The 24,687-nt window shown below is 68.0% G+C and carries 18 protein-coding genes and 1 pseudogene; 11 read left to right on the top strand and 8 right to left on the bottom strand.

What is annotated here, in order from left to right; all coding sequences use genetic code 11:
• Window position 1 precedes the first annotated feature (1 nt).
• The 5 genes from AC5JJ2_RS25610 to AC5JJ2_RS25590 all read right to left on the bottom strand — a co-directional run bounded on the left by AC5JJ2_RS25610 (window position 2) and on the right by AC5JJ2_RS25590 (window position 8,046).
• Complete coding sequence (locus AC5JJ2_RS25610) at window positions 2-310, bottom strand: hypothetical protein (protein ID WP_495860889.1); 309 nt, start codon at window positions 308-310, stop codon at window positions 2-4.
• A 129-nt stretch (window positions 311-439) separates the two neighbouring features.
• Window positions 440-3,601 (bottom strand): serine/threonine-protein kinase, encoded by a 3,162-nt coding sequence (locus AC5JJ2_RS25605; RefSeq protein WP_495860888.1) that lies wholly within the window; start codon window positions 3,599-3,601, stop codon window positions 440-442.
• A 73-nt stretch (window positions 3,602-3,674) separates the two neighbouring features.
• Window positions 3,675-4,373, bottom strand: a complete 699-nt coding sequence (locus AC5JJ2_RS25600; RefSeq protein WP_495860887.1) for an RNA polymerase sigma factor — start codon at window positions 4,371-4,373, stop codon at window positions 3,675-3,677.
• A 3-nt stretch (window positions 4,374-4,376) separates the two neighbouring features.
• Window positions 4,377-5,129: a DUF4058 family protein gene (locus AC5JJ2_RS25595; RefSeq protein WP_495860886.1), complete on the bottom strand. Its 753-nt coding sequence runs from the start codon at window positions 5,127-5,129 to the stop codon at window positions 4,377-4,379.
• Window positions 5,130-5,178: 49 nt separating this feature from the next.
• Window positions 5,179-8,046, bottom strand: a complete 2,868-nt coding sequence (locus AC5JJ2_RS25590) for a protein kinase domain-containing protein (RefSeq protein WP_495860885.1) — start codon at window positions 8,044-8,046, stop codon at window positions 5,179-5,181.
• 397 nt (window positions 8,047-8,443) lie between these two features.
• On the opposite strand from AC5JJ2_RS25590, the gene AC5JJ2_RS25585 reads away from it, so the two are divergent.
• Window positions 8,444-8,632 carry a hypothetical protein gene (locus tag AC5JJ2_RS25585; protein ID WP_495860884.1) on the top strand — a complete coding sequence of 63 codons (189 nt, stop codon included), beginning with the start codon at window positions 8,444-8,446 and terminating at the stop codon, window positions 8,630-8,632.
• An 88-nt stretch (window positions 8,633-8,720) separates the two neighbouring features.
• Here the strand turns inward: AC5JJ2_RS25585 and AC5JJ2_RS25580 are convergent, their stop codons facing one another.
• Window positions 8,721-10,988, bottom strand: coding sequence for a glycoside hydrolase family 2 protein (locus tag AC5JJ2_RS25580; RefSeq protein ID WP_495860883.1), 2,268 nt, complete (start codon window positions 10,986-10,988; stop codon window positions 8,721-8,723).
• Between the two features lie 114 nt (window positions 10,989-11,102).
• Window positions 11,103-11,996 (bottom strand): hydroxypyruvate isomerase family protein, encoded by an 894-nt coding sequence (locus AC5JJ2_RS25575; RefSeq protein WP_495860882.1) that lies wholly within the window; start codon window positions 11,994-11,996, stop codon window positions 11,103-11,105.
• A gap of 253 nt (window positions 11,997-12,249) precedes the next feature.
• Between AC5JJ2_RS25575 and AC5JJ2_RS25570 the strand changes: the two genes are divergently transcribed.
• The 7 genes and pseudogenes from AC5JJ2_RS25570 (at window position 12,250) to AC5JJ2_RS25540 (ending at window position 19,839) form a co-directional block, all read left to right on the top strand.
• On the top strand, window positions 12,250-12,999 hold the full coding sequence (locus AC5JJ2_RS25570) for a GntR family transcriptional regulator (RefSeq protein WP_495860881.1): 750 nt from the start codon (window positions 12,250-12,252) through the stop codon (window positions 12,997-12,999).
• The gene (locus tag AC5JJ2_RS25565) at window positions 12,999-16,163 is read left to right on the top strand and encodes a DUF1553 domain-containing protein (protein ID WP_495860880.1); all 3,165 of its coding nucleotides are present in this window, start codon (window positions 12,999-13,001) and stop codon (window positions 16,161-16,163) included. Before AC5JJ2_RS25570 ends, AC5JJ2_RS25565 begins: the two co-directional genes overlap by 1 nt.
• Window positions 16,164-16,216: 53 nt before the next feature.
• Window positions 16,217-16,522: pseudogene (locus tag AC5JJ2_RS25560) on the top strand (ORF6N domain-containing protein); the annotation flags it as partial.
• 21 nt (window positions 16,523-16,543) lie between these two features.
• Window positions 16,544-16,828 carry a hypothetical protein gene (locus AC5JJ2_RS25555; protein ID WP_495860944.1) on the top strand — a complete coding sequence of 95 codons (285 nt, stop codon included), beginning with the start codon at window positions 16,544-16,546 and terminating at the stop codon, window positions 16,826-16,828.
• Window positions 16,829-16,830: 2 nt separating this feature from the next.
• On the top strand, window positions 16,831-18,330 hold the full coding sequence (locus AC5JJ2_RS25550) for a DUF1501 domain-containing protein (RefSeq protein WP_495860879.1): 1,500 nt from the start codon (window positions 16,831-16,833) through the stop codon (window positions 18,328-18,330).
• 95 nt (window positions 18,331-18,425) lie between these two features.
• On the top strand, window positions 18,426-19,421 hold the full coding sequence (locus AC5JJ2_RS25545; protein WP_495860878.1) for a DUF1559 domain-containing protein: 996 nt from the start codon (window positions 18,426-18,428) through the stop codon (window positions 19,419-19,421).
• Entirely contained in the window at window positions 19,411-19,839 is a 429-nt protein-coding gene (locus AC5JJ2_RS25540) for a hypothetical protein (RefSeq protein WP_495860877.1), read from the top strand. The genes AC5JJ2_RS25545 and AC5JJ2_RS25540 overlap by 11 nt, the downstream gene beginning before the upstream one ends.
• 46 nt (window positions 19,840-19,885) lie before the next feature.
• Here AC5JJ2_RS25540 and AC5JJ2_RS25535 read toward each other — a convergent pair whose 3' ends face one another.
• Window positions 19,886-21,922 carry a prolyl oligopeptidase family serine peptidase gene (locus AC5JJ2_RS25535; protein ID WP_495860876.1) on the bottom strand — a complete coding sequence of 679 codons (2,037 nt, stop codon included), beginning with the start codon at window positions 21,920-21,922 and terminating at the stop codon, window positions 19,886-19,888.
• 144 nt (window positions 21,923-22,066) lie between these two features.
• Between AC5JJ2_RS25535 and AC5JJ2_RS25530 the strand changes: the two genes are divergently transcribed.
• Genes AC5JJ2_RS25530 through rsmA form a run of 3 tightly spaced genes read left to right on the top strand, consistent with a single transcriptional unit; the run spans window position 22,067 to window position 24,632 of the window.
• Window positions 22,067-22,849 (top strand): dienelactone hydrolase family protein, encoded by a 783-nt coding sequence (locus AC5JJ2_RS25530; RefSeq protein ID WP_495860875.1) that lies wholly within the window; start codon window positions 22,067-22,069, stop codon window positions 22,847-22,849.
• Between the two features lie 56 nt (window positions 22,850-22,905).
• The gene (locus AC5JJ2_RS25525; RefSeq protein ID WP_495860874.1) at window positions 22,906-23,739 is read left to right on the top strand and encodes a dimethylarginine dimethylaminohydrolase family protein; all 834 of its coding nucleotides are present in this window, start codon (window positions 22,906-22,908) and stop codon (window positions 23,737-23,739) included.
• Window positions 23,736-24,632 carry a 16S rRNA (adenine(1518)-N(6)/adenine(1519)-N(6))-dimethyltransferase RsmA gene (rsmA, locus tag AC5JJ2_RS25520; RefSeq protein WP_495860873.1) on the top strand — a complete coding sequence of 299 codons (897 nt, stop codon included), beginning with the start codon at window positions 23,736-23,738 and terminating at the stop codon, window positions 24,630-24,632. Before AC5JJ2_RS25525 ends, rsmA begins: the two co-directional genes overlap by 4 nt.
• The last annotated feature ends 55 nt before the right edge of the window (window positions 24,633-24,687 follow it).

Below are 24,687 nucleotides of genomic sequence, written 5' to 3'. Positions count from 1 at the left end.
TTCACCCGACCTCTGGCTGACCGACCCCGCGGAGGGCCGCGAGCTTCCGGTTGCCGTACCCGATGCAGCCGATCAAGAGGAACGGGTAGGGAATCCAGACGAGCCAGTTGAACGGCCGCGGGATGAGGAACAGCCCGGCCAACAGCGCCGCGACGAGGAGTCCGATGCCGAGGGTGAGTTGCCACACCACCCGCCGCTCGGCGGCGGTCTTGCACTGCTTCAGGGTGGCCCGCACGCCGAAGACGCTGCCGACGATTCCGACGAAGGAGCCGAGGACGCCGTAAAGGATGGCCGATTCCGTGTCGTTCATGATGACCTCCGGAGAAGGGGATGAATGTTTTGGCGAGCGGGGGCGTCAGCCCCCTGATTCTGGTAAGGCGTCCGCAGAGAATCAGGGGCTGACGCCCCCCGCTCGCCGGGACGGACGCCTTCGATCCGGTTAGCCGAATAACTGGCCGACCTGCTCCTTGAGTTGCTCCCAGAAGTCGGCGTCCTTCCGCCGGCCGCTGATGACGTGCTCGCCGGCCGCCGCCCCGCCGATGGCGAACTTGCCGGCCGCCACGCCGCCGACGGCCAGCCACCCGGCCGCGACGCCGCCGACGGCCACCCCGCCGACGGCCAGCCCGCCGGTCGCGAACCCGCCGACGCCCAGCGACCCGGCGATCGCGATCAGCCCGAGGCCCAACACCCCGGCCAGGGAGAACACGCCGAGGCTCAGGATGCCACTGAGCGAGAGGAAGCCGATGGCCATCACGTCGCCGAGGGCGACCCAGCCTTTGGCGATCCGCCGCGTCCCGGTCCGCGGGTCCACGCCGCTGACGATGTGGACGAGCGGCCAGCCCCAGAACTCGGCCTCCGACTTGAACTCGTAGAAGGAGTCCCGCCGCCCGCGGCCGCCGTAGTGCCGGACCACGCGGCCGTGTTCCTGCCAGTCGCCGACGTTGAACAGCGCCGTCCGCACGTCGCTGGCGTTCTGGTACCGCTTCTCCGGCTCCTTCGCGAGCAGCCGCAGCACGATCTCGTCGATCCGGGCGTCCAGCCGGGCCTTCACGGACGGCGGGTCGAACCGGCCGAGCGGCAGCTCGCCGGTCAGCAGCTCGTAGATGACCACGCCGAGGGCGTAGATGTCCGCCCGGTGGTCCACCTCGGTCGGCTTCTCCCACTGCTCCGGGGCCATGTAGTGCGGCGTCCCCATCGCCTGCCGGGTGTGCGTCAGGGACATCGCGCTGTCATCGGCGAGCTTCGCGAGGCCGAAGTCCACGACCTTCACCTTCCCGCTTCGGTCGAGCAGGATGTTCTCCGGCTTGATGTCCCGGTGGACGACCCCCTGCCGGTGGGCGTACTCGAGCGCGTCGCAGAGCTGGCCGACGATCTTCATCGCGTCCGCCGGTTGGATCGCCTTCGCGTTGATCGCCTCGCGGAGCGTCACGCCGTCGATGAACTCCATGATGAGGTAAAGCGACCCGCCGGCCGTGTCCGACTCGTAGATGGTGACGATGTTCGGGTGCGAGAGCTTGGCCATCGCCTTCGCCTCGCGGACGAACCGCTCGGCGAACATCGGGTTGTCCTCCCGCGGGCGGATGAGCTTCACCGCGACGACGCGGTCGAGGTTCGGCTGCCGGGCCTGGTAGACCGCGCCCATGCCGCCGTGCCCGATGAGGCCCTGGATTTCCAGCTGCGGGAAGAACTCCTGGACTTCCTCAGGCGTCGGCGGGGCGAACGGGCCGCCGTACGGCCCGGTCCGGCTCGGGTTCAGGATCGACTGGAACGCGCCGGCCAGGAGGCATCGCGGGCACAGCCCGTGTGGGGCGTCGGCGGCGATCGGGGCGGCACACTTGGGGCAGGTGCGGCCGGGCGGCGGTTCCGGGAGTGGCGTCACGCGGGCCGCGGGTGCTTCGGTGGGAATTCGTTCCGGTACGAACGCACTCGGCCGGTCGGCGTCCCACTCGGGATAGGCCCAACGATACAGCCGCCGGGAGAAGATGAACGCGACGATCGACCAGACCACGAGGTAGGCGAGCGCCATGTTGAAGGTCGTGTCGTTTCGACCGTATTCCCGGAACGTCAAAACCATGAGCAGGGTCGTGACGACGGAGACGATGACCTGGAACCACCCCGCCACGCGCCGCTTTTGGGTCGGCGTCCACCCGTCGTCGCCCACGATCTGATCGGGCGGGAGTCGCTTCTTGCCCTCTTCGCTCGGTGACGCGACCTGTTGGAACGCCGGTTCGGCGACGGAGTTCAGCCAGAGGAATCGAGCGATCGTGGGAATCCCGGCGAAGATGAACGCGTTTCCGAACATCCCCAGGAGAAACGAGATGTGCCCGCCGGTCGCGACAATAAACGCGCCGATCAGTACGAGGAAGGCGGAAAAGACCCACAGGCCGACGATGACCTTGTACCCCGGCCCGGTTCGTTCGGCGGACGACGGCGCGGGCCGCCGCTCCGCGTTGCCCCAGAGGTGGATGGCGCGGACCAGGAAGAAGAGTACCTCGCCCGCGACGATCAGCGCGGCGCTGAAGATGACGGTTTCCTTGCGGAAGAATTGTTCGCCGGTCGCCACGGACACCCGCCAGATGACGAACAGTGCCCCGAGCGGGATGAAGAAGAGGGCCGTGTACCAGACGAGGGCGGACGGCGAGCCGGGGCTGTTCCGCGACAGCAGCCAGGCGATCCCGCCGACGAGCAGCGCCGCCAGGGCGGGGAAGAACACCAGCACGGTGTTGGCGGGGGCGACGAAGACCTGGGGCGGATTTTCCGCCGGGATGGGCCAGTGCCCGACGCCGGGCGGCGGGTCCGGCAGGAACGGGGCGACGGGCGCGACCGGCGCGGGGCCGACAGTCGATCGGGTGAGGCCGATCAGCAGGAACAACACGCCGCAGCCGACCGCGCCGATCAGTGCCCAGTTCGGCCCGCGGGCCGGGAGGCGGACGGCCGGCAGCTCTACCGCCGGGACCGGGGCCGGGGTTCCGCCCTTCCGCCACTGCCGGAAGTTCCAGAACGCGGCCAGGAACAGCAGCCCGACGGCGAGGTACGCGGAGAACTCTTCCGCCTTGCCATACCCGTAGACGGTGGCGTAGTACCGGCTCTGGAAGTGCTCGCCGACGCCGAGGAGCAGGGCGACGCCGGCCAGGAACCAGCCGTTCGCCAGGGCGAAGTGGGCCTCCTCCGGCACGCCGGGCCGGCCGGCCTTCCGCCACCACCGGAGGTGGACCAGCGCGACCGCGAACAGGGCGGCGTTGGCGAAGTACACGGCCGGCGTCTCGAACCGGCCGTACCCGAAGACGGACGAGCGGGTCCGCGACGACCCGTAGACCCACGTGCCGACGAGCACGGCCGCGCCGGCGAGGTACCAGGCGTGGGCCAGCACGAAATGGATGGACGTGGACGCCGGGCCGGACCCCGTCTTCCGCCACTGGAGGAAGTTCCACCACGCCGCCCCACCGAGGGCGGCGACGGCGAAGTACACGGCGTTCTGGTTGAACCGGCCGTACCCGTAGATCGTGTACGAGAAGTTGTCGTTCGGGTAGTCGCCGAGGCCGAACAGCACGGCGAGGGCCGCGACGAGCAGGGCGTAGGTGAGCGCGAGGTAGCGGGTCATGGGTGGCTCCGGGCCGTGCGAATACGGCGTCACCCGTGTGTGAAGCGGACTCCCGGAAAGGTTACAGGCAATTTCACCCTAAAGCGGAAAAAAGGTCGCGGACCTCCGCGTCGACGTCGGCCGGGTCCGCGACGGTGCGGCCGATCACGTCCCGGACGCGGTCCCGGTACCGCTGCCGCAACCGGTGGATCGCGACCTTCACGGCCCCGACGGTCATCCCCAGCCGGTCGCCGAGTTCCTCGTACCGCGTCGCGTCGCCGGAGAGCGTCGGTTTCAGCATCTCGAACAGCTTCTCGCGGTCCGTCTCGACGTACTCCCGCCGCAACTCCGTGAGCGCCCGGTCGAGTAACTCCAGCGCCCACCGCCGCTCGAACAGCCGCTCCGCCGAGTCGTGCGACGCCGCCGGCTCGCGGCTGAACTTCCCTTCCGCCGAGTCGAAGTCGAGGGACAGCTTCGACACGTCCCCGCCGCGCTTCTGGGCGTTCTCGAAGTCGTGCTGGTTCGCCAGGAAGTGTTGGCAGGCGGCGAGCAGGAACGACCGGAACCGGCCGCGGGTGCGGTCGGCGGCGGCGAGGTCGTTCTTCTCCAGCAGCCGGGCGAAGAACGCCTGCGTGAGGTCCTCGGCGGCGTGCCGGTCGTGCCCGCGGCGGCGGACGTAGGCGTACACCGGGAACCAGTACGCGGCGCACAGGTCGGCGAGGGCGGCCTTCGCGTCCGGGGCGTCGGCGTCCGCGGCGGCGGCGATCAGGCTCCAGCGGGTGGTGGCGAACATGCGTCAGGCCGGCGTGCTCAAGAGTTCGCGTAGATACGGCGGGCTGCCGGCGAACGCGGCGGCGTACGTCTCGGCCAACGGCAACATCGCACCGCGTTTGCCGTCCAGGGCGATGGGGAACGTCGGCAGCTCGTCCCCGACGGCGCGGAAGTCGAAGAAGACTTGCGGCCGCCGCTTCGCCACGAACGCCGCCAGCGCGAGCGGCCGGCCGGCCGGGGCGGTCACCAGATCGCGGTCGAACGCTCGCCAGATTTCGTTGTGCAGGCCCCGCGGCGCGGACCGGGTCGGAGGGAACAAGTCGATGGTCGTGACGTGAACGCCGGACTCGATGGCGAGTTGGAGCTTCGTGGCGAAATCGACCGCGTGCCGCCGGCGGTCCTTGTTCCCCGGCGAGACGATCTCCAAGAACGCGACGACACGATGTCCGGAGACGTGGCGAATGGCGACCCGCCGTTGCCGCGGCTTTGGCCTCGTCACCTTCTTCGCGGTAAGCCCGGCCAGGGACGATTGCGCGAGCAATGCGACCGGCCCGCCGTCGGACGGGTCGGGCTTCGGGAGGGGGCGCGGGTCGTTCGCGTCCGAGGCGTGGAGTGCCAGAACGTCGGCTTCTTTCTTCTCGGCGTGCTGTTCCGCGTCCGCGTAATAGTTCTTCGGCAGCCCGCCGGTGTTTAGCCGCTCCGTGATGTGTGCGATCCAACGCAGGTGGAACCCGTGAAAGACACCCGCGTCCACCCGCGTCCAGTCGTGAATCGGCATGGCAGGAACCCCCGTGAGGGTGATTCTACCACGCCCGGCCGGGCGGCGGTCAATCCTTCGCCGCCGGGCGGTCGCGGCGGGCCTTCGCGGCTAGCGCCTCGAACTCCGGCGTCCGGCGGATCGGTTCCAGGTCGCGGTCCCCCGCCAGGTGGGCGTGCCCGAACCCGCCGCGGAGGGCGATGCCCAACAGCGTGATCGCCTCCGCCCGGTACGCCGCGTCCTCCTTCGAGGCGTGGGCGTAGACGCACGCGACCTGATAAACGGTCAGCGGCGCGAAGCTCATGTCGAGCGCCGCCCGCGCGTCGGCGAGGGCGAGCTTGTACTCCTTCAGCCGGCCCCGCATCACGCCGCGGGCGGCGAGCGCCGAGAAGTTCCGCGGGTCCAACTCCAGCGCCGCCGTCAGCGCCGCCACGCAGTCCGCCTCCCGGCCGGTCTGGCCCAGGACGTGCGCCTGGTAGACGCGGGCCTTCGCCGACTTCGGGTCCACCGCCACCGCCTTCTCGAACGCCGCCAGCGCCCCCGCCTTGTCCGTCGCGAGCTTGTCCAGGCCGCGGTGGATCCACCCGTCCGCGTTCGTCGGGGCGAACGTGTCCGCGTCCGCGCCGACGAGGTCGCCGGTCACCCGCCGGAGCTTCGCCCGCAGGGGCAGCGCGATCGTCAGGTCCGCGCCGCGGCCGACGGCCGCGTCCACGTCCGCCAGGGCGGCCGCGAACTCCTTCAGGGCGAACTGGGCCTCGCCCCGGAACAGGTAGGCGTCGGCGAAGTCCGGCTTCGCCGCGACGACGGCGTCGAAGTCCTTTACGGCCGCCTCCGGGTCGCCCATGCGGAGGCACGCCAGCCCGCGGTTGAACTGCGCGAACGCGCTCGTCGGGTCGAGGGCCAGCACGCTGGTGAAGCACCCGCGGGCGGCGACCCACTCCTTCTGCTTGATCCGGCAGACGCCCTCCCCGAAGTACGCCCACACGGCCTTCGGGTCCATCGCCTGGGCCTGCTGGTAGAACTTGATCGCCTGCGGGAACCGCTCGGCGTCCTGCTCGACGGCGGCGGCGAAGTAGAAGTCGCGGGCCGACTTCGGCGGGATCGGCTCGGCCGCCTTCCCGGCCGCCGCGGCCTCGGCGGCCCGGCCGAGTTCCTTGTACATCGACTGCCGCTGGACGTACAGCATCCGCGGCGCGTCGTCCCCGGCCAGGTCCCCGGCCCGGAGGTTGTAACTCAGCGCCGTCTCGTACTTCCCCGCGTCCGGCGGCGTCGCGGCCCCCGCCCGCAACCACAGGCCGCGGGCGAGCATCAGGTACAGGTCCACGAGTTCCCGCCGCAGCTCCGCCCGCTCGTCGGCCGTCAGGTGGGCGACGGTCGGCCGGCGGTCCCAGTCGAACGCCGCCGGGTCGTACCGGGAGAGCGCCGCGTACCCCTGCCGCAGCCCGTTGTCCAGCACGCCGGGGGCGTCCGGGTTCGCGTACAGCAACTGCCGGGCGGCCGACGCCTCGTCCCGGAACGCGCGGAACGTTTGTTCCGCCTCCAGCCGGGCCAGCCGCGCGGAGTTCGCCCAGAACCCGGCCCCGGCGACGAGGAGGAGCACGGCCAGGACGCCGCCGAGCACCGTCGAGGACGTGAGGAACGGGTGGCGGCGGGACCACTTCTGCGCCCGCTCCCGCAGCGACCGCTCCGGGGCGAACTTCAACGGCTGGTCGTTCAAGTACCGGGTCAGGTCGTCCCGCAGGTCGGCCGCCGACTGGTAGCGGGCGGCCGGGTCGAACGCCAGGCACTTCCGGACGATCGACTCCAGCCCCGGCGACACGTCGCGGTTGCAATCCCGCATCGCGTGCGCGAGGCCGGTCCGCCGCTCGGCGATCAGCCGCTCGACCTCGTCCAGCCCCGACTCGTCCGGCATCCGGAACGGGTAGCGGCCGGTGAGCAGCTCGTACAACACGATGCCGAGGGCGTAGATGTCGCTACGGGCGTCGGCGGCCGGGACGCCGGTGAGGACCTCGCGGAGGTGCTCCGGGGCCATGTACGCGAGCGTGCCGCCGAGCGTCGGACTCGGCACCGCGGCGCGGCGGACGATCTCCTCGGAAACGCCGAAGTCCAAGAGCATCGGCTGGCCGTCGTCGGTCAGCAGGATGTTCGCCGGCTTGATGTCCCGGTGAATGATGCCGCGGTCGTGGGCGTGGGCCATGCCGTCGGTCAGCCGGACGGCCAACCAGACGACGGCCCGGACGTAGCTGCCGGCGGCGAGCAGCGAGAACACGGCGTCCGTCGCCGGGTCCGGGGGCGGTTCCGGCGGGCCTTCGTCGCAGACCGTCTGTCGGGCCGCGTTCAGGTAGCGGAACGTCTCGACGAACGCCTTCCCCGTCGGCGGGACGGCGTCACTCTCCCGGTACTTGCGGAGGATGTTCTGGAGCGTGGTCGTGCCGAAGTACGGCATGCACACGGCCTGGAGCGGCCCGGCCTTGTGGACGGAGTAGACGGGGACGATGTTCGTGTGCTGCAGCTTCGCCAGCGCCCGCGACTCGCCGGCGAGGTCGGCGGACACCTTCAGCACGACGAACCGGCCGGCGAGGGTGGCCTGGGTGGCGAGGAATACGCGGCCGAACCCGCCGCTGCCGATCTCCCGGACGATCTGGAACCCGTAGGCCGTTTCTCCCGGCCGCGGCATGGCGAGGAACGCCTCGGCGACCTTCGCCGCCTCGGCCGCCACCTTCGGCTGGGGGGCCGTGTCGAGCGGGCCGTCGGGCGGCACGGCCGTGTCCCGCGGCGGCGGGACGACGACCTGGGAGGTGAGCCGCGGCCGCTTGTTGAAGTTCGCGGTGGGCGCATCCCCCTCGGCCGACGCGACGGACCGGGTGTCCGGGGGCGGGACGATGCGGGAGGTCGGGCAGTCGTTAGACGACTGACCGGCCGACGTGGGCGACGACACCGGGATACCTCTCGGCGGGGCAAGTGGACCGCGCCAAATCTAGCCCAAAGAGACGCCGCGGAACGGGGCAACTTGTGAGGAAGGGGTGAGATTCGATCCGTTGTTTCCTATTACGACCGACCGGGCGTTACTATTCGGGCTTCGCTAAGAACGCGATAACATCGCGGGCGGGTTGTTGGCGGGAGTTTTCGGGGTTCACAGGGTGTTAGCCTTCCGTTGCATCGCGCCCGGCCATAATCGGGAAATCCGATGCTTTTACCCGCGGCCGGCCCGACCCGCGGCGGAATCGCGTGGTAGGGAGTGTGCGAGGGTTGTAACGATTGCTCCTGCGGTGACTATGTACTCGACCCTCGCCCCTTAGCTCGTCGCAGACAGAATTGGACTCTGAGGTTATTCGATGCCCAACGCCCTACAACTCTACGTCACCCCGCTCGAAGACCGGACGTGCCTGGACGGTTCGACCACGGTCGGCGTCCCGCTGCCCCCGCCGCCGCCGCCGCCGGCCCCGACGCCGGTGGTCGTGAACCCGCTGCCGATCGGCCCCGGCCTACTCGACGGCCTGAGCAACACCATCAGGACGGCCTGACCCGCGGTCGGGATCGAAAAAACGCTCCGCCCGGCGAGCGCGGCCGGCCCTCCACCCGGAAGGCCGACCCGTTCGCCGATTGCGTCGTTCACTTCGCGATCAACTCGACCAGCCCCACGTCGATGTACTGCCCGCCGGCGGCGTTCTTCGCCTTGACCGCGAGCGTGTTCGTCCCGACCTTCAGCGCCTTCGCCGCGGCCGGCAGCATCGGCACGTCGGCGTACCCGGTCGTGTAGCCGGGCAGCGTCGCCGCCAGCACGCCGTTGACGTGGACCTCGCCGTCCTCGTCGCAGTGGAACCGCAGGAACGGCTCGCCCGTCGGCAGCTGCTTCAGCTCGAAGTTCCGCCGCAGCCAGATGTCCTTCGTGTTCCATTCCGTGCCGATAATCGAGCCGGGCGTCATCTTCGTGCCGAACCCGCCCTTCCCGGCCTTCCACTCGCCGCCGGCGGCGTCCGGCTTCGCCCAGTTCTCGCCGGGGTTCGTCAGCGTGTATTTCCACTCCTGGGCCGCCGCCTCGCTCGTGGGCACCAACTCTTTCACCACCGGCGGCGGGCCGAAGAGGGCCTTGTGCCACTTCGCCGTCTCGCCCGCGTCCACCTTGAGGACCTCGCGGTCGTAGGTCATGTACCCGTTGACCTCGATCTCCACGTCCGTCGTCTGCGTGTAGACGGCCGCGGCCAGCCCCTTGCCGATGAGCGGGTGGAGGCGGCGCATCAGCGACTGGTAGTTCGTGCGGAGTTCGTCCGTCGTCTTGTAGGTGCGGTAGCCCCAGTTCCCCTGGTCCTTCCAGAGGTGGTCCTTGACCGGCAGCCCGAGGCCGCCGAACTCGCCGAGGACGGAGACGCGGTCCTTCATCGTCGGGAACATGCCGGGGCCGGGGTAGATGTGGGCGTCCTTCATGTCCCCGTACCCGCGGTCCTCCCACCCGGACGGGCCGTTCACCAGCCGCGTCGGGTCGTACTCCTTCGTCCACTTCAGGATGTCGTTCGTGTCGTGCTGGCCCCAGCCCTCGTTGAACGGGACCCAGCAGTAGATGCTCGGGAAGAACTTCAGGTGGTCGATCATCGCCTTGAGTTCGTGCCGGAATTGCTTCTTCTCCGCGTCCGTGAACTGGTCGTTCGCGTCCTCCGGCGCGCCGGGCCGGACGAAGTGCTTCTTCGTCCGGTTGATGGCGCTCGGCATGTCCTGCCAGACGAGCAGGCCCATCCGGTCGCAGTCGTAGTAGTACCGGGCCGGCTCGATCTTGATGTGCTTGCGGACCATGTTCAGGCCGAGCTTCTTCAGCACTTCCAGGTCGTACCGCATGGCCTCTTCCGACGGCGGTGTGAGCAGGCCGTCCGGCCACCACCCCTGGTCGAGCGGCCCGATGTGGAACAGCGGCTTGTTGTTCAAGAGCAGCCGCAGGTGGCCGTCCGTGTCCGGGCCGAACGACACCTTCCGCATGGCGAAGTACGTGCTGACCTCATCGACGACGGCCCCGCCGCGGACGAGGGTGAACGTGGCCGTGTACAACTGCGGCGTGTCCGGCGTCCACGGCGTGAACTCCTTCATGTCGAAGTGGGCCTTCGTGTAGTCGTTCGCTCCCTCGCTGGTGAACAGCCCTTTGTCGCCGGCCGCGACCCGCACCTTGATCGTGTCGTCCTTGCGGCGGGTCCCGTTGAACTCCGGGGCGAACGCGACGCTGCGGTCGTCGATGTCGGCGGTGACGTTGATCCGGGCGAAGCTGCCGTCGGCGACGGGTTCCATCCAGACCGTCTGCCAGATGCCGGTGACCGGCGTGTACCAGATGCCGTGCGGGTTGGAGAGCTGCTTGCCGAGCGGTTGGCTGCCCTTGTCGGTCGGGTCCCACACCTTCAGCACGAGTTCGCCCTTGCCGCCCTTGAGCGCGTCGGTGATGTCGAAGCTAAACGGGTCGAACCCGCCCTTGTGCGTGCCGACCTCCTTGCCGTTGACGTAAGCGGTCGTCTCCCAATCGACCGCCCCGAAGTGCAGCAGGACGCGCTTGCCGGCCCACGCCGCGGCGTCGATGGCCCGGTGGTACCAGAGTTCCTGCTTCTCCGTCGGGTGCTTGCCGACGCCGCCGAGGGCCGACTCGGCACAGAACGGCACGAGGATTTTGCCGTCCCACTTCGTCGGTCGCGGGTCGCCCTTGTTCGTGATGGCGTAGTCCCACAGGCCGTTGAGGTTTTGCCAGTCCTTGCGGACGAGTTGCGGCCGCGGGTACTCGGCCCACGGCGTCTTGTCGGCAGTGACCTGCTTGCCCCACCGCGTCATGAGCGGCGTCGGCGCGGGCTTCCAATCGGCAGCCGCGAGCGGGCTGGCGACGATGAGCAACGCCAGGAGAGAGGATCGCATCGGGGTTTACTCCGGGTTCTGGAGAAAATGGCGAAAGTATTTATATAGCTGCCGGCTTGCCGGCGGGGTTTTGCACCCCCAAAACCCCGCCGGCAAGCCGGCGGCTATATGAAATCAAACATCGCAAACCGTCACCGCCTGCTTGAGTCCCTCCAACGGGTTCCGCGTCGGGATGAACTCCTGCCCGACGTACCCGTCGTACTTCACGGCGACGAGTTTCTTCATCACCGCCGGGTAGTTGATCTCCTGCAGGTCGTCCAGCTCGCCGCGGCCGGGGTTGCCGGCCGTGTGGACGTGGCCGATGTACTCCTTGCACTCGTCGATCCGCCGGATCAGGTCGCCGTGCATGATCTGGACGTGGTAGATGTCGAACAGCAGCTTCACCCGCGGCGACCCGACCTTCTTCAGGATGCTGACGACCCAGTCGAGGTCGTCGCCCTGGTAGCCGGGGTGGCCGGTCATCGGGTCGGACCCGTCGCGGCTGTTCAGGTGCTCGACGCAGATCGTGACGCCGGCCTTCTCCGCGTGCCCGGCGACGAGCTTCAGCCCGTCCACGCAATTCTTGAACGCAGCGTCGCGGGAGATTTCGCCGGACTTCGGGTCGTCCGGCTTGTTCCACTTCATGCCGACGAACCCGATGACGTTCGGGAACTTGGCCTCGGCCGTCGCGTCGATGGCGGCCTTCGTCTTCGCGACGAGTTCGTCGCGATGCGCGAGGTTGTTGAACCCGCGGGGGAAGCCCATGCCGTTCGACGTGATGGCGCACACGAGGCCGTGTTTCTTGAGCGTGGGGAAATTCTTCGCGTCGAGGAGTTCGACCGACGGCGCGCCGAGGGACTTGGTGACCTCGCAAACTTTATCGAGCGACCACTTCTCGCCGCGGGCGGTGAAACACCACGAGCAAACGGACTGCTTGACGCGGCCGTTCTTGACGGCGGCGGTCGCGAGCGACGCCGCGCCGACGACTGCGGCCGACGCGAGGGCCTGACGGCGGCTGGGGAGGGGCATGGGAACCTCATATAGCGGTGGGCTTGCCCACCGTGCGGCCGAGTCTTCGACGGCCGCACGCGCTGCCGCCCAGGGGGGAACTGTCTGCAGTGGGTAATACGCGACCGCGGGAGGAACGCCCACGCGGTTTCTCGAAGACTCGAAACCGCACGGTGGGCAAACCCACCGCTATCTGACCCGATTGTATAAAATGTCTTGCCGCCCCCGACAGCGTCGGTTAACTTTCACAGTACCCACCCCACCGCGCGAACCCGTGTCCGCCACGCACCCCCGCAACGGCTCCGCGAAATTCGACCACGGCCTCCGCCGCGAGGCCCTCGTCCGGGCGATGCTCGCCGACGTGTTCGCCGGCACGCTCGCCGCCGGCCAGCACCTGATCGGCCAGGAGCTGGCCGACCGGTACGCCGTCAGCCAGACGCCGATCCGCGAGGCGCTCATCACGCTCGCCGGGATCGGCGTCATCGACTTGCTGCCGAACCGCGGGGCCGTCGTCCGCCGGATGACCGAGCAGGACGTGCGGGAAGTTTGCCAGGTCCGCCGCGTCATGGAGTGCGAGGCCGTCCGCACCGCCTGCGGCCGCGTGTCGCCGACCGTGTGGGCCGACTTCGCCGCGGACGTTCGCGAGTTGAAACTGGAAATCGACCGGCATCCCGGCCCGCCGCTCGTGAAGAAAGCGAAGGCACTCGATAGCGTGCTACACGACGCCATCGCCGCCGCGTGCGGCAACCGGCTGCTCGCCCGCGAGATCGAACGGCTGAAGTTGCTGTTCCGGGCGTACCGCGACGCCTCGTGGGTCGCCGTCGCGTCGCGGAACGAGTTCGCCCGGCTCGGCGCGGAAGCGGTCGAGCACCTGCTGCTGTTGGACCACCTGCGGACGGAAAATGCGGCCGCGGCCGCCGACGCGATGGCCGCGCACATTACGTCCGGCGAGAACTACTGGATCGGGGCCGTGTTCGGCCCGCAGGAACCGAAAGCCCCCACCCCGAAGAAGGGACGCCGATGATGCTCTCCCCCCGAACCGTCGCGACGCTGGCCGGCTTCCTCGTGTTGGCCGGGCCGCTGGCCGCCGACGAGAAGAAGCTGGAATACAACCGCGACATCCGGCCGATCATCTCCGAGAACTGCTTCGCGTGCCACGGCCCGGACAGCGCCGCCCGGAAGGGCCGGCTGCGGCTCGACCTCCGCGAGGACGCGCTCGAGCGCGAAGCCTTTGAAGAAGGGAAGCCGGACGACAGCAAGCTCATCCAGCGGATGCTCCTCCCCGACACCGACAAGGGGAAGATGCCGCCGCTCGCGTCGCACAAAGTCGTGAAGCCGGAGCAGATCGAGATTCTCAAGAAGTGGATCAAGCAAGGGGCGCAGTACCAGCCGCACTGGTCGTTCATCACGCCGAAGCAACCGACGATCCCAGAGGTCGGAGGTCAGAGGTCAGAGGTCAGAAATCCGGTTGATAACTTCGTGATTGCGGAGTTGGAGAAGCGCGGGCTGACGATGGCCCCCGAGGCCGACAAGCGGACGCTCGCCCGGCGGCTGTCGCTCGACCTGACCGGGCTGCCGCCCGACCCGGCGGACGTGGACGAGTTCGTGAAGGACAACGCGCCGAACGCCTACGAGAAGCTCGTGGACAAGTTCCTGCGGTCCCCGCACTGGGGCGAGCACCGCGGCCGGTACTGGCTGGACGCCGCCCGGTTCGCCGACACGCACGGCATCCACTTCGACAACTACCGCGAGATGTGGAGCTACCGCGACTGGGTCATCAACGCGTTCAACCGGAACCAGAAGTTCGACCAGTTCACCATCGACCAACTGGCCGGCGACCTGCTGCCGAACGCGACCATCGACCAGAAGGTGGCGACCGGGTTCAACCGCAACAACATCACGACGAATGAGGGCGGCGCGATCGCGGAAGAGTACCTCGTGCTGTACAACCGCGACCGGACGGAGACGGCCAACCAGGTGTTCATGGGCCTGACGGCCGGGTGCGCCGTCTGCCACGACCACAAGTTCGACCCGATCACGCAAAAAGACTTCTACAGCATGGCCGCGTTCTTCAACAACACGACGCAGGCCGCGATGGACGGCAACATCCCGGACACGCCGCCGATCATGAGCGTGCCGAAGGTCGAAGACCGCGCCCGGTTCGAGGCGGTCGCGAAGGAGATCGCGGCCGCGAAGGCGAAGCTCGATGCCCGGAAGAAGGCGGCCCGCGGTGACTTCGACAAGTGGCTGGCGGCCGTCAAGCCGGAGGAGGTGAGCGGGAAGGTTTCGACCGAGAAGCTGGTCCTGCACGCGAAGTTCAACGAGGGCAAGGACAAGGCGGTGAAGTACACCCTCGACGGCAAGGAACAGAGCGTGACGTTCGACCCGGCCGGGTACGTCTGGGGCAACGGCAAGAAGGGCGTGAAGGGGCTGACGATCCTGCAGAGCGGCCCGGCCATCGAACTGAAGGACGTGGGCGACTTCGACACGAACCAGCCGTTCTCGGTCGGGGCGTGGGTGCGGCTGTCGAAGCGGAACACGACCGGCGCGATCGTCGCGAAGATGGACCCGGCGAACGGCCACCGCGGGTGGGACGTGTGGGTGCAGGCCGACCGCGTCGGGATGCACGTCATCAACACGTGGAGCGAGGACGCGGTGAAGGTGGTGGCGAAGACGCCGCTGAAGGTGAACACGGACCAGTTCGTGTTCATCACCTACGACGGGTCCGCGAAGGCGAGCGGGATCAAGGTCTACATCGACGGCGTGCTGCAACCGGTGGACGTGGAAGCGGACACGCTCAAGAGCACGACCCGCACGCCGGTCCCGCTGAAGATCGGCCAGCGGCACACGGACGCGCGCGTCGCCGGGGTCAGCGTCCACGACCTCCGCATCTTCGCGCGGGCGGTCACGAACGTGGAGGTGAGTCAACTGGCGAAGGGGACGAGCCTCGCGGACCTGCTGGCGAAGCCGGCCGACAAGCGGACGCCGCAGGAGGTCAACGAGGTGTACGACTGGTGGCTCGTCACCAGCGACAAGCCGTTCCAGGACGCGGAAAAGGAGGTGGCGAAGCTGCAACAAGAGGAAGTTTCTATCCGCTCCCGCGGGACGATCGCCCACGTCTGGAACGAGAAGCCCGGCATGGCGGAAGCGTTCACCCTCGTCCGCGGCGAGTACGACCGGCGGAAGGACAAGGTCGGCCCGGCGACGCCGAAGGTGCTGCCGCCGTTCCCGACCGACTTCCCGAAGAACCGGCTCGGGTTCGCGAAGTGGCTGCTGCTGCCGGACCACCCGCTGACCGGCCGCGTGACGGTCAACCGGTTCTGGCAGGAACTCTTCGGCCAGGGCCTCGTCCGCACGGCCGGGGACTTCGGCATCACCGGCGAGTTGCCGTCGCACCCGGAACTGCTGGACTGGCTGGCGCTCAACTTCCAGTCCGACTGGGACGTGAAGCGGTTCTTCAAGATGCTGGTCATGTCCGCGACGTACCGCCAGTCCGCGGCCGCGACGCCGGAGAAGCTGGAGAAGGACCCGGCGAACAAGTGGTTCAGCCGCGGCCCGCGGTTCCGTATGGACGCCGAGATGGTCCGGGACTACGCCCTCGCCGCGAGCGGGCTGCTGGTGCGGAAGCTCGGCGGCAAGAGCGTGAAGCCGTACCAGCCGGACGGCGTGTGGGAGGCGGTCGCGATGATCGGCAGCAACACCCGCGACTACAAGCGGGACACCGGCGAGAGCCTGTACCGCCGCAGCCTGTACACGTTCTGGAAGCGGGCCGCCCCGCCGGCGTCGATGGAGGTGCTGAACGCCCCGAACCGCGAGTACTGCGTGGTGAAGCGGGAACGCACCAACACGCCGCTGCAGGCGCTCTTGACGCTCAACGACGTGCAGTTCGTGGAGGCCGCCCGCGTGCTGGCCGAGAACGCGATGAAGGCCGGCGCGACGGACGCCGAGCGGATCGACTTCATCGCGAAGCGGCTGCTCTCGCGGTCCTTCACCGAGAAGGAACTGCCGGTGGTGACGGAGTCGATCGCGGAGTTGAAGAAGGAGTTCGCGGCGAAGCCGGAAGAGGCGAAGAAGCTGATTGTGTTCGGCGAGAGCAAGGCCGACGCGAAGCTGCCGCCGGCGGAGTTGGCCGCCTGGACGATGCTGGCGAACGAGGTGCTGAACCTCGACGAGGTGCTGAACAAGTGAGTCGGTTTGATATCGCAATTTGCGATATCAAGTTTGCAAGTTGTTTACCAGTAATGACTTACAATCTTGAAGTCATAAAATGTGACTTCAAGTTATTGTCCAGGTGCATCATGCCCAAGAAGCCTGTCGATTCTCTGGCAGCTTCCGAGACGATCTCGGCTATGATCTATGTCGTTCGCTCACAACGAGTTATGCTCGACGAAGACTTGGCTAAACTTTACGGTGTGCCGACAAAGCGGTTAAATGAGCAGGTCGAGAGGAACCTCGAACGTTTCCCTGAAGACTTCGCCTATCAGCTTACGCAGGAAGAGTTTGTAAACTTGAAGTCGCAATTTGCGACTTCAAGTTTACGCCACGGCGGTCGTCGAAAACTGCCGCGCGTGTTCACCGAACACGGCGTCGCGATGCTTTCCAGCGTCCTACGGTCCAGGACGGCCGTTCGCGTCAACATCGAAATCGTCCGCGAGTTCGTTCGCCTCCGTCGGTTGCTCGCGACGCCGGGCGAGTTCGCCACCCAACTGCAACAACTCGCGGAGACGGTCAAGCTCCACGACGACCAAATCAAGGTGATCTCGCAAGTCCTCCACAAAATGCTGCAACCCCCGCCCCCGCCGGACCCGAACCGGCGGATCGGCTTCCACCACACGCCCGACAAGAAGGACTGACCATGCACCCGCTCGACCAGGCCCTCGCGAACGAGTCGCTGTTCCACGAGTACGTCCGCCACGAGACCCGCCGGCAGTTCTTCCGGTCCGCCGGGTTCGGCCTCGGCACCGCCGCCCTCGCCACCCTCGGCGCGCGGGCCGCGGCCCCGGCCAAGCCCGGCGGCACGAAGACCGGCATCGGGGCCGCCCTCGCCGAGACGCACTTCCCGGCGAAGTGCAAGAACGTCATCTACCTGCACATGGTCGGCGGCCCGGCCCAGATGGACCTGTTCGACTACAAGCCGAAGATGCAGGAGTTCTACGACAAGGACCTGCCCGAGTCCGTCCGCAACGGCCAGCGGCTCACGACCATGACCAGCGGCCAGGCGCGGTTCCCGATCGCGCCGTCCGTTTACAAGTTCGCGCAGTACGGCCAGGGCCGGGCGTGGATGAGTGAGGTCTGGAAGTACCTGCCGAAGATGGCCGACGACCTGTGCTTCATCAAGTCGATGCACACGGAGGCGATCAACCACGAGCCGGCCATCACGTACATCCAGACCGGCAACCAGGTCACCGGCCGGCCGTGCCTCGGGGCGTGGATGAGCTACGGCCTCGGCAGCCTGAACCAGAACCTGCCGACGTTCGTGGTCATGGTCGCGACGCCGACGAACCAGGACCAGGTGCAGGCCATCTCCGCCCGCCTCTGGCAGAGCGGCTACCTGTCCGGCGAGCACGCCGGCGTCTCGTTCCGCGCGAAGGGCGACCCGATCCTGTTCATCAACAACCCGCCCGGCGTCTCGCCCGAAATCCGCCGCAAGACGCTCGACGGCCTCAAGAAGCTCAACGAACTGAACCACGAGAAGATCAACGACCCGGAGACGCAGACGCGGATTTCGCAGTACGAGATGGCGTTCCGGATGCAGTCGAGCGTGCCGGAGCTGACCGACCTGAACAAGGAGACGGCGAAGACGCTGGAGATGTACGGCCCGGACGTGAAGAAGCCCGGCAGTTTCGCGAACACGGCGCTCATGGCCCGGAAGCTGGTCGAGAAGGGCGTGCGGTTCGTGCAGGTGTACCACAACAACTGGGACCACCACGGCAACCTGACCGGGCGGATGCAGTTCCAGGCGAAGGACGTGGACCAGCCGTGCCACGCCCTGATCCAGGACCTGAAGCAGCGGGGGATGCTGGACAGCACGCTCGTGATTTGGGGCGGCGAGTTCGGGCGGACGATCTACAGCCAGGGCGGGCTGTCGAAGACGAACTACGGCCGGGACCACCACCCGCGGTGCTTCACGATCTGGATGGCCGGCGGCGGCATCAAGGGCGGCACGGTGTACGGCGAGACGGACGACTTCAGCTACAACATCGTGAAGGACCCGTGCCACCTCCGCGACTGGCACGCGACCGTGCTGCACCTGCTGGGGCTGGACCACGAGAAGTTCAGCTACCGCTACCAGGGCCTCGACCAGCGGCTGACCGGCGTGGAGAAGGCAAATGTGATTAAGGCGCTGCTGGCCTAAGGCGAACGGCACGGCGTAAGCGTGCCGGTATTGCGCCTGGGCGCGGACACCGGCACGCTTACGCCGTGCCGTTCGCCACATTCGAGGACTCGATTATGTCTCTGCCCACCCGCCGCGGGTTCACGCTGATCGAGCTGCTGGTCGTCATCGCCATCATCGCCATCCTGATTGGCCTGCTGCTGCCCGCCGTGCAAAAGGTCCGCGAGGCGGCCGCCCGGACGAAATGCACGAACAACCTGAAGCAACTCGGCGTCGCGCTGCACAACCACCTGTCGGCCGTGCAGCACTTCCCGCCGGCCGCGGAACTGCCGAAGGGCCAGCTCTCGCAGCCGTGGTCGGCCCACGCCCGGCTGCTGCCGTACCTGGAGCAGGACAACGTCGCGAAGCTCATCGACTTCGCCACCGCCCCGAACAACTTCCTGTCCCGGCCGGACGTGGCGGAACTCCGCATCCCGACGTACCTCTGCCCGAGCGAGGTCAACGACCGCAACCGGCCGACGGCGACGATCACGTACTACCCGCTCAACTACTGCTTCAACGAGGGGACGTGGTTCGTGTTCGACCCGGTGAACGGCCGGCAGGGGGACGGGGCGTTCGCCCCGAACCTCAAGGCGCGGGCCGCGGACATCGGGGACGGGCTGAGCAACACGCTGGCCGCCGCCGAGGTCAAGGCGTTCCACCCGAACCTGTGGGACTCGTCGAACCCGGCCGCGGCGAACGTGCCCCCGCCGGCGACGCCGGCCGCCCTGGCCGCGTACTTCGGCGGCACGTTCGACCAGAACGGGCACACCGAGTGGGTCGAGGGCGACGTTCACGAGACCGGGTTCACCACGACGTTTCCGCCGAACACCCGCGTGCCGTACAGCACCGGCGGCGTCGAGTACGACATCGACTTCACGTCCATGCGGGACGGCGAGTCGATCACCGTGCCGACGTACGCGGCGATCACGGCCCGCAGCTACCACGCGGCCGGGGTCGTGAACGTGCTGCTGATGGACGGGTCGGTCCGGGCGGTGCGGCCGACCATCGACGTGGCGACGTGGCGGGCGCTCGGCACGCGGACCGGCGGGGAGACGATCGGTGACTACTGACGCCCCCGCCCGCCCCCGGTGGCTGCTCCCGGCCGGGGCGGTGATTCTGCTCCTCGCCGCCGGCGTCGGGGCGTGGTTCGCGCTGTCCGGCGGCCCGCCGCGGCTGGAGGACGACGCGGCCCGCAAGATCGCGGAGGCGTTTCTCGATGAAGTACGGGCCGGGAAGCCGGACGCGGCGTGGGCGGCAACGACGGCCGAGTTCAAGTCGATTCAGGGGAAAGACACGTTCCGGGCGTTCGTGAAGGCGAAGCCGGCGCTGAAGGGCCCGGCCGCGTTCGACGGCTGCCAGAAGACGCAAGCGAACGGGCTGACGTTGGCCGTCTGCACGTTCAAGCCGGCGAAGGGGCCGGGCGCGGTCAAGGTGACGCTCGCCCCGGAGCAGGGCCAGTGGAAGGTAGAGCGGCTGGCGGTGGAGTAGTCATGGGCGAAAGCCCACGGACGAACGTCCGTGGGCCTACCAGCCCTCACTTCCCGCCCTTCAGGTACTTCGCGAACCACGCCAGGTCCCACTCCATCTTCGCCCGGCGGTGCGTCATCTTCGTCAGGCCGTGCGGCTCGCCGGGGTACTCGACCAGTTCCGTCGGCACATTCTTGTACTCCTTCAGCGCCCGGTACAGCATCCGGCTGTGGCCCGGCGGACACCGCACGTCGTTCCCGCCGACGTGGATCAGCGTGGGCGTCGTCACGTTCCCCAGGTCGTAGGTCGGCGACGACTTCTTGTACAACTCCGGCGACTCCCACGGGTGGCCCTTCTTGAACACCTTCGGGTAGGCCGGTTCGTCGTTGAACCCCCACTCGGCGACCGTGTCCACGATCCCGGCTCCGCTGCTCGCCGCCCGCAGCTTGAACGGCAGGTCCTTCCGCGTGATGAGGCAGTTCGTCAGGTAGCCGCCGTTGCTCCACCCCATGACGCCGACGCGGTCGCCGTCCGCGATGCCTTCCTTCACAAGGTGCTGTACCCCGGCGATGATGTCGTTGACCTCCACGTCGTTCTCGCGGCCGACGAGGTCGGTGACGAACTTGTCCCCGTACCCGGTGCTGCCGCGGTAGTTCGGGAACAGGACCGCGTACCCGTTGACCGCGAAGTACAGCCGGCCGTTGTGCGGGTCGAAGTTCAGGTCCGCCTTCGTGCTCGTCGTCGGCCCGCCGTGGATGCCGACGACCAGCGGCAGCTTGTGCCCCTTCTTGTAGCCGGGCGGCAGCTCCAGCACGCCGCCGACCTCCGCGCCGTCCGCGGCCTTCCAGGTGACGTGCTGGATCGTCGGCAGCTTCCAGGCCGACGTGTGCGGGTTCGGGTCGTACAGCGGCGCGAGTAGGTCGCCGAAGACCGTGATCGTCGGCATGCCGACGCTGCCGCGGATGCCCACATAGACCCCCTCCCGCTTCGGCAACGGCTCGAACGCCAGCATCGGGTCGTCCCGCGAGATCGCAACCCCCTCGGCCTGCCCGACCTTCATCTTGAACGGCAGCACGCGGCCGGCCTTCTCCGTCTGAACGAGGAACTCGTCGCCGCTCAGCCACAACACCGGCGGGCCGATGGCGCGGCCGTAGCCGACGAGTTCCCACTTGCCGTCCCGCGGGGCGAGCGACACGTCCCAGCCTTCGGACGACTTCGTGCCGATGACGACCTCCGCCGGGTACGCGTCGAAGATGGCGCAGAACGCGAACCGCTTGCCGTCCGGCGACCACGCCAGGTCTTCGAGCCACGCGTGCGGCGACGCGGCCTTCGCCCGGTAAACGTCCGTCGGCGGCGTCGTGACCTTGCCCGCCTCCCAGATGTCCACGCGGCTCTCGCCCTCGCTCTTGACGACCGTGTCGTCGAACGCCGTCACCATCGCCAGCTTCGTGCCGTCCTTCGTGGCCACGAACTCGCGGACGTACCGCGTCTCGTCCACGACCTTCTCCGCCCGCCACGTCCGCGTGTCGAGCTTGTGGACCTCGGACACCTTGCGGACGCCGTGGCCGTAGTCGGCCTTGTACTTCGCCCGAAGCTTCGCGAAGTCGTCCTCGTCGTGGTGCGTCTTCTCGACCGCGTAGAACAGCACGTTGCCGCCGTCGGCGAGGTCGTACCCGGTAACGCCGCCGTCGATCCGCGTCACGGCCGACAGGTCGCCGCCGTCGATATTGATTCGCCAGACCTGGGCCGTGCCGTCGAACGGCGGCTTCTTCTCGGCCTCCCGCTTGCGGTTGCCGAGGAAGTAGAGCGTCTTGCCGTCGGCCGCCCACTTCACGTTCCGGTCGTTCGCGCGGTCGAACGTCAGCCGCCGGGCCGCGGACTTGCGGTCCGTCGAGATCACCCACAAGTCGGCCTTGCGGAGGTCGTCGGCCTTGTCCCACCGACTCTCGGTGAACGCGACGTGCCTCCCGTCCGGCGACACGGCGATCTGCGTGACCGCCCCGAGCGTGAAGTAGTCGTCCACGGTGACGGCGTGCGTCCGCGGCGGCTCTTGCGCGAGGGTGTGATTCGCGAACACCAGAAGGAGCAGCAGACACGAACGCATGGCGGATGTCTCCGGGGCGAACGGCACGGCGTGAGCGTGCCGGTGTTCGGCGATCCACCGGCACGCTCACGCCGTGCCGTTCGCCGTGGTGGTGGCCTACACGATACAATTTCCCCGCCCGCCCTGCCACAACTGGAGACGCGCATGAACCGGATTCTCTCGCTAGGCTGTTTGTTGCTGCTCGCCAACTTTTCCGCGGCCGAGGTGAAGACGAAGGCGATCGACTACACGTTCGACGGGGTGACGCTCAAGGGGATGCTCGCCTACGACGACGCGGCCCAGGGGAAGCGGCCGGGCGTGGTCGTCGTCCACGAGTGGTGGGGGCTGAACGAGGACGCGAAGAACCGGGCGAAGATGCTCGCCGGCCTCGGGTACGTCGCGCTGTGCGCCGACATGTACGGCGACGGCATGGTGACCGAGCACCCGATGAAGGCCGGCGAGATGGCCGGCACGGTCCGCAAGAACATCGACGTGTGGCGGGGCCGGGCGAACGCGGCCATCGCGACGCTGCAGAAGCAGGAGCAAGTCGATGCGAAGAACATCGCGATCATGGGCTACTGCTTCGGCGGCTCGACGGCGCTGCAGGTCGCGCTCAGCGGCCACGGGGACGTGAAGGCGGCGATCAGTTTCCACGGAGCGCTGCCGACGCCGACGGCCGAGGACGCGAAGAAGATCAAGGCGAAGGTGCTGGTCTGCCACGGGGCGGACGATGCGTTCATCAAGGACGAGGTGATCGCGAAGTTCAAGGCCGCGCTGGACGAGGCGAAGGCCCCGTACACGTTCGAGAGTTACCCCGGCGCGAAGCACAGCTTCACGGTCAAGGGGATCGACGAGAAGAACGTGAAGGGGCTGGAGTACAACGCCGAGGCGGACAAGAAGTCGTGGGAGGCGATGCAGAAGACGCTGAAGGAGGCGTTCGGGAAGTAAGGGGGCGACTGCCCACGCACGTTCGTGCGTGGGCTTTCTGGTCTTGTGGGGATTTCATGGCGCGTATTTTGATGTGCCCGCCGGACCACTACGGGATCGAGTACGAGATCAACCCGTGGATGAACCGCTCCCTCGGCGCGGTCCGGCAGCTCGCGTTCCAGCAGTGGACCCGCCTCCGCGACACGCTCGTCGGCCTCGGTGTGACGGTCGAACTCCTCGCGCCACAGGCCGGGCTGCCGGACCTCGTGTTCACCGCGAACGCCGGCCTCGTGTTCCGCGACCTGTTCCTCAGCAGCTCGTTCCGCCACGACGTTCGCGCCAAGGAGTCGCCCGTCTTCGACGCGTGGTTCGCCGGGAACGGATTCCAGGTGGAGCGATTGCCCGACGGCATGTACCACGAGGGCGCGGGCGACGCGCTGTTCTGCGGCGACATCCTGTTCGCCGGCTACCGCCAGCGGTCGGACGCGGCCGCGCACCAGTGGGTCGGCCAGCGGCTCGGCGTCCGCGTGCTGCCGCTCGAACTCGTCAACCCGCGGTTCTACCACCTCGACACCTGCTTCTGCCCGCTCTCGCCGACGGAGGCGATCTACTTCCCCGACGCGTTCGACAGCTACGGCCGCCGGGTGCTGGACTCGCACGTCCCGAAACTGATTCCGGTGGAGGAACCGGAGGCGCACCGCTTCGGGTGCAACGCCGTCGTCGTCGGGAAGACGGTCGTTCACAACAGCCGCTGCCCGCGGCTTGGCGAGTCGCTCGCTTCGCACGGCTACCAGCCCGTCGAAGTGGAACTCGACGAGTTCCTGAAGGCGGGCGGGAGTGCGAAGTGCCTGACGCTGCGGCTCGACGGCGAGGAAGCGGCCGGGTGGAAAACCGCTACAATTGCCCGATGAACGCCGAACCATCGCCGAACGTGCCGTCGCCGCGACAAACGCTCTCGTACCTCCGCCGCCTGTTTTCCGCCCACGGGCTGCACGCGAAGAGCAAGCTCGGCCAGAACTTCCTCATCGACATCAACCTCCTCGACCTCATCGTCCGTGCGGGTGAGTTGACGGCGACCGACAACGTGCTGGAAGTCGGCACGGGGACCGGATCGTTGACGGCGAAGCTGGCGGCGCACGCCGGGCACGTCGTCACCGTCGAGATCGACTCGTCGCTCGCGCCGGTCGCGCGGGAGGTCGTTGGTGAGCGGGCGAACGTCACGTTCTTCCACGGCGACTGTTTGGAGAAGAAGAGCGTGCTGAACCCGGACATGATCGCCGCGTGGGAGGCCGTGCCGGGGACGAAGAAGCTGGTCGCGAACCTGCCCTACGTCATCGCCACGCCGCTGATCTCGAACCTGCTCGTCGGCCGCGACGACATCGAGCGGATGGTCGTGATGGTGCAGTGGGAGATCGCCGAGCGGCTGCGGGCGAGCGTCAACACGAAGGACTACAACGCGCTGAGCGTCCTGGTGCAGGGGATCGCGGACGTGGAGACGGTGCGGAAGGTCGGGCCGACGAACTTCTTCCCGCAGCCGAAGGTGGATTCGGCCATCGTGCTCATCAAGCCAAACGCGGAGAAGCGGAAGCAGGTGGGCGACGTGGTGAAGTTCCGCAACTTCCTCCGGGCGCTGTACGTCCACCGGCGGAAGAACCTGCGGCAGGCGCTGGCCGGCTTCCCGACCGGGCGGATCGAGAAGAGCGTGGTGGACGCGAAGTTGGCGGAACTCGGCATCGACGGGAGCGGGCGGGCCGAGTCACTGGACATCCCGACGCACCTGCGGCTGTGCGAGGCGTTCGGGTGATTTCATATAGCCGCCGGCTTGCCGGCGGGTTTGGGAAAACAAAAAAACCGCCGGC

This window comes from Limnoglobus sp. (genome assembly GCF_059499385.1).
This window is presented reverse-complemented; position numbering and strand designations above follow the sequence as displayed.

Excerpts from the sequence above, each read along its gene's own strand:
- AC5JJ2_RS25595 (WP_495860886.1), bottom strand. The coding sequence starts at position 5,129 with ATGCCGATTCACGACTGGACGCGGGTGGACGCGGGTGTCTTTCACGGG.
- AC5JJ2_RS25575 (WP_495860882.1), bottom strand. The coding sequence starts at position 11,996 with ATGCCCCTCCCCAGCCGCCGTCAGGCCCTCGCGTCGGCCGCAGTCGTC.
- AC5JJ2_RS25535 (WP_495860876.1), bottom strand. The coding sequence starts at position 21,922 with ATGCGTTCGTGTCTGCTGCTCCTTCTGGTGTTCGCGAATCACACCCTC.
- AC5JJ2_RS25585 (WP_495860884.1), top strand. The coding sequence starts at position 8,444 with ATGCCCAACGCCCTACAACTCTACGTCACCCCGCTCGAAGACCGGACG.
- AC5JJ2_RS25600 (WP_495860887.1), bottom strand. The coding sequence starts at position 4,373 with ATGTTCGCCACCACCCGCTGGAGCCTGATCGCCGCCGCCGCGGACGCC.
- AC5JJ2_RS25550 (WP_495860879.1), top strand. The coding sequence starts at position 16,831 with ATGCACCCGCTCGACCAGGCCCTCGCGAACGAGTCGCTGTTCCACGAG.
- AC5JJ2_RS25605 (WP_495860888.1), bottom strand. The coding sequence starts at position 3,601 with ATGACCCGCTACCTCGCGCTCACCTACGCCCTGCTCGTCGCGGCCCTC.
- AC5JJ2_RS25565 (WP_495860880.1), top strand. The coding sequence starts at position 12,999 with ATGCTCTCCCCCCGAACCGTCGCGACGCTGGCCGGCTTCCTCGTGTTG.
- rsmA (WP_495860873.1), top strand. The coding sequence starts at position 23,736 with ATGAACGCCGAACCATCGCCGAACGTGCCGTCGCCGCGACAAACGCTC.
- AC5JJ2_RS25610 (WP_495860889.1), bottom strand. The coding sequence starts at position 310 with ATGAACGACACGGAATCGGCCATCCTTTACGGCGTCCTCGGCTCCTTC.
- AC5JJ2_RS25545 (WP_495860878.1), top strand. The coding sequence starts at position 18,426 with ATGTCTCTGCCCACCCGCCGCGGGTTCACGCTGATCGAGCTGCTGGTC.
- AC5JJ2_RS25525 (WP_495860874.1), top strand. The coding sequence starts at position 22,906 with ATGGCGCGTATTTTGATGTGCCCGCCGGACCACTACGGGATCGAGTAC.
- AC5JJ2_RS25580 (WP_495860883.1), bottom strand. The coding sequence starts at position 10,988 with ATGCGATCCTCTCTCCTGGCGTTGCTCATCGTCGCCAGCCCGCTCGCG.
- AC5JJ2_RS25530 (WP_495860875.1), top strand. The coding sequence starts at position 22,067 with ATGAACCGGATTCTCTCGCTAGGCTGTTTGTTGCTGCTCGCCAACTTT.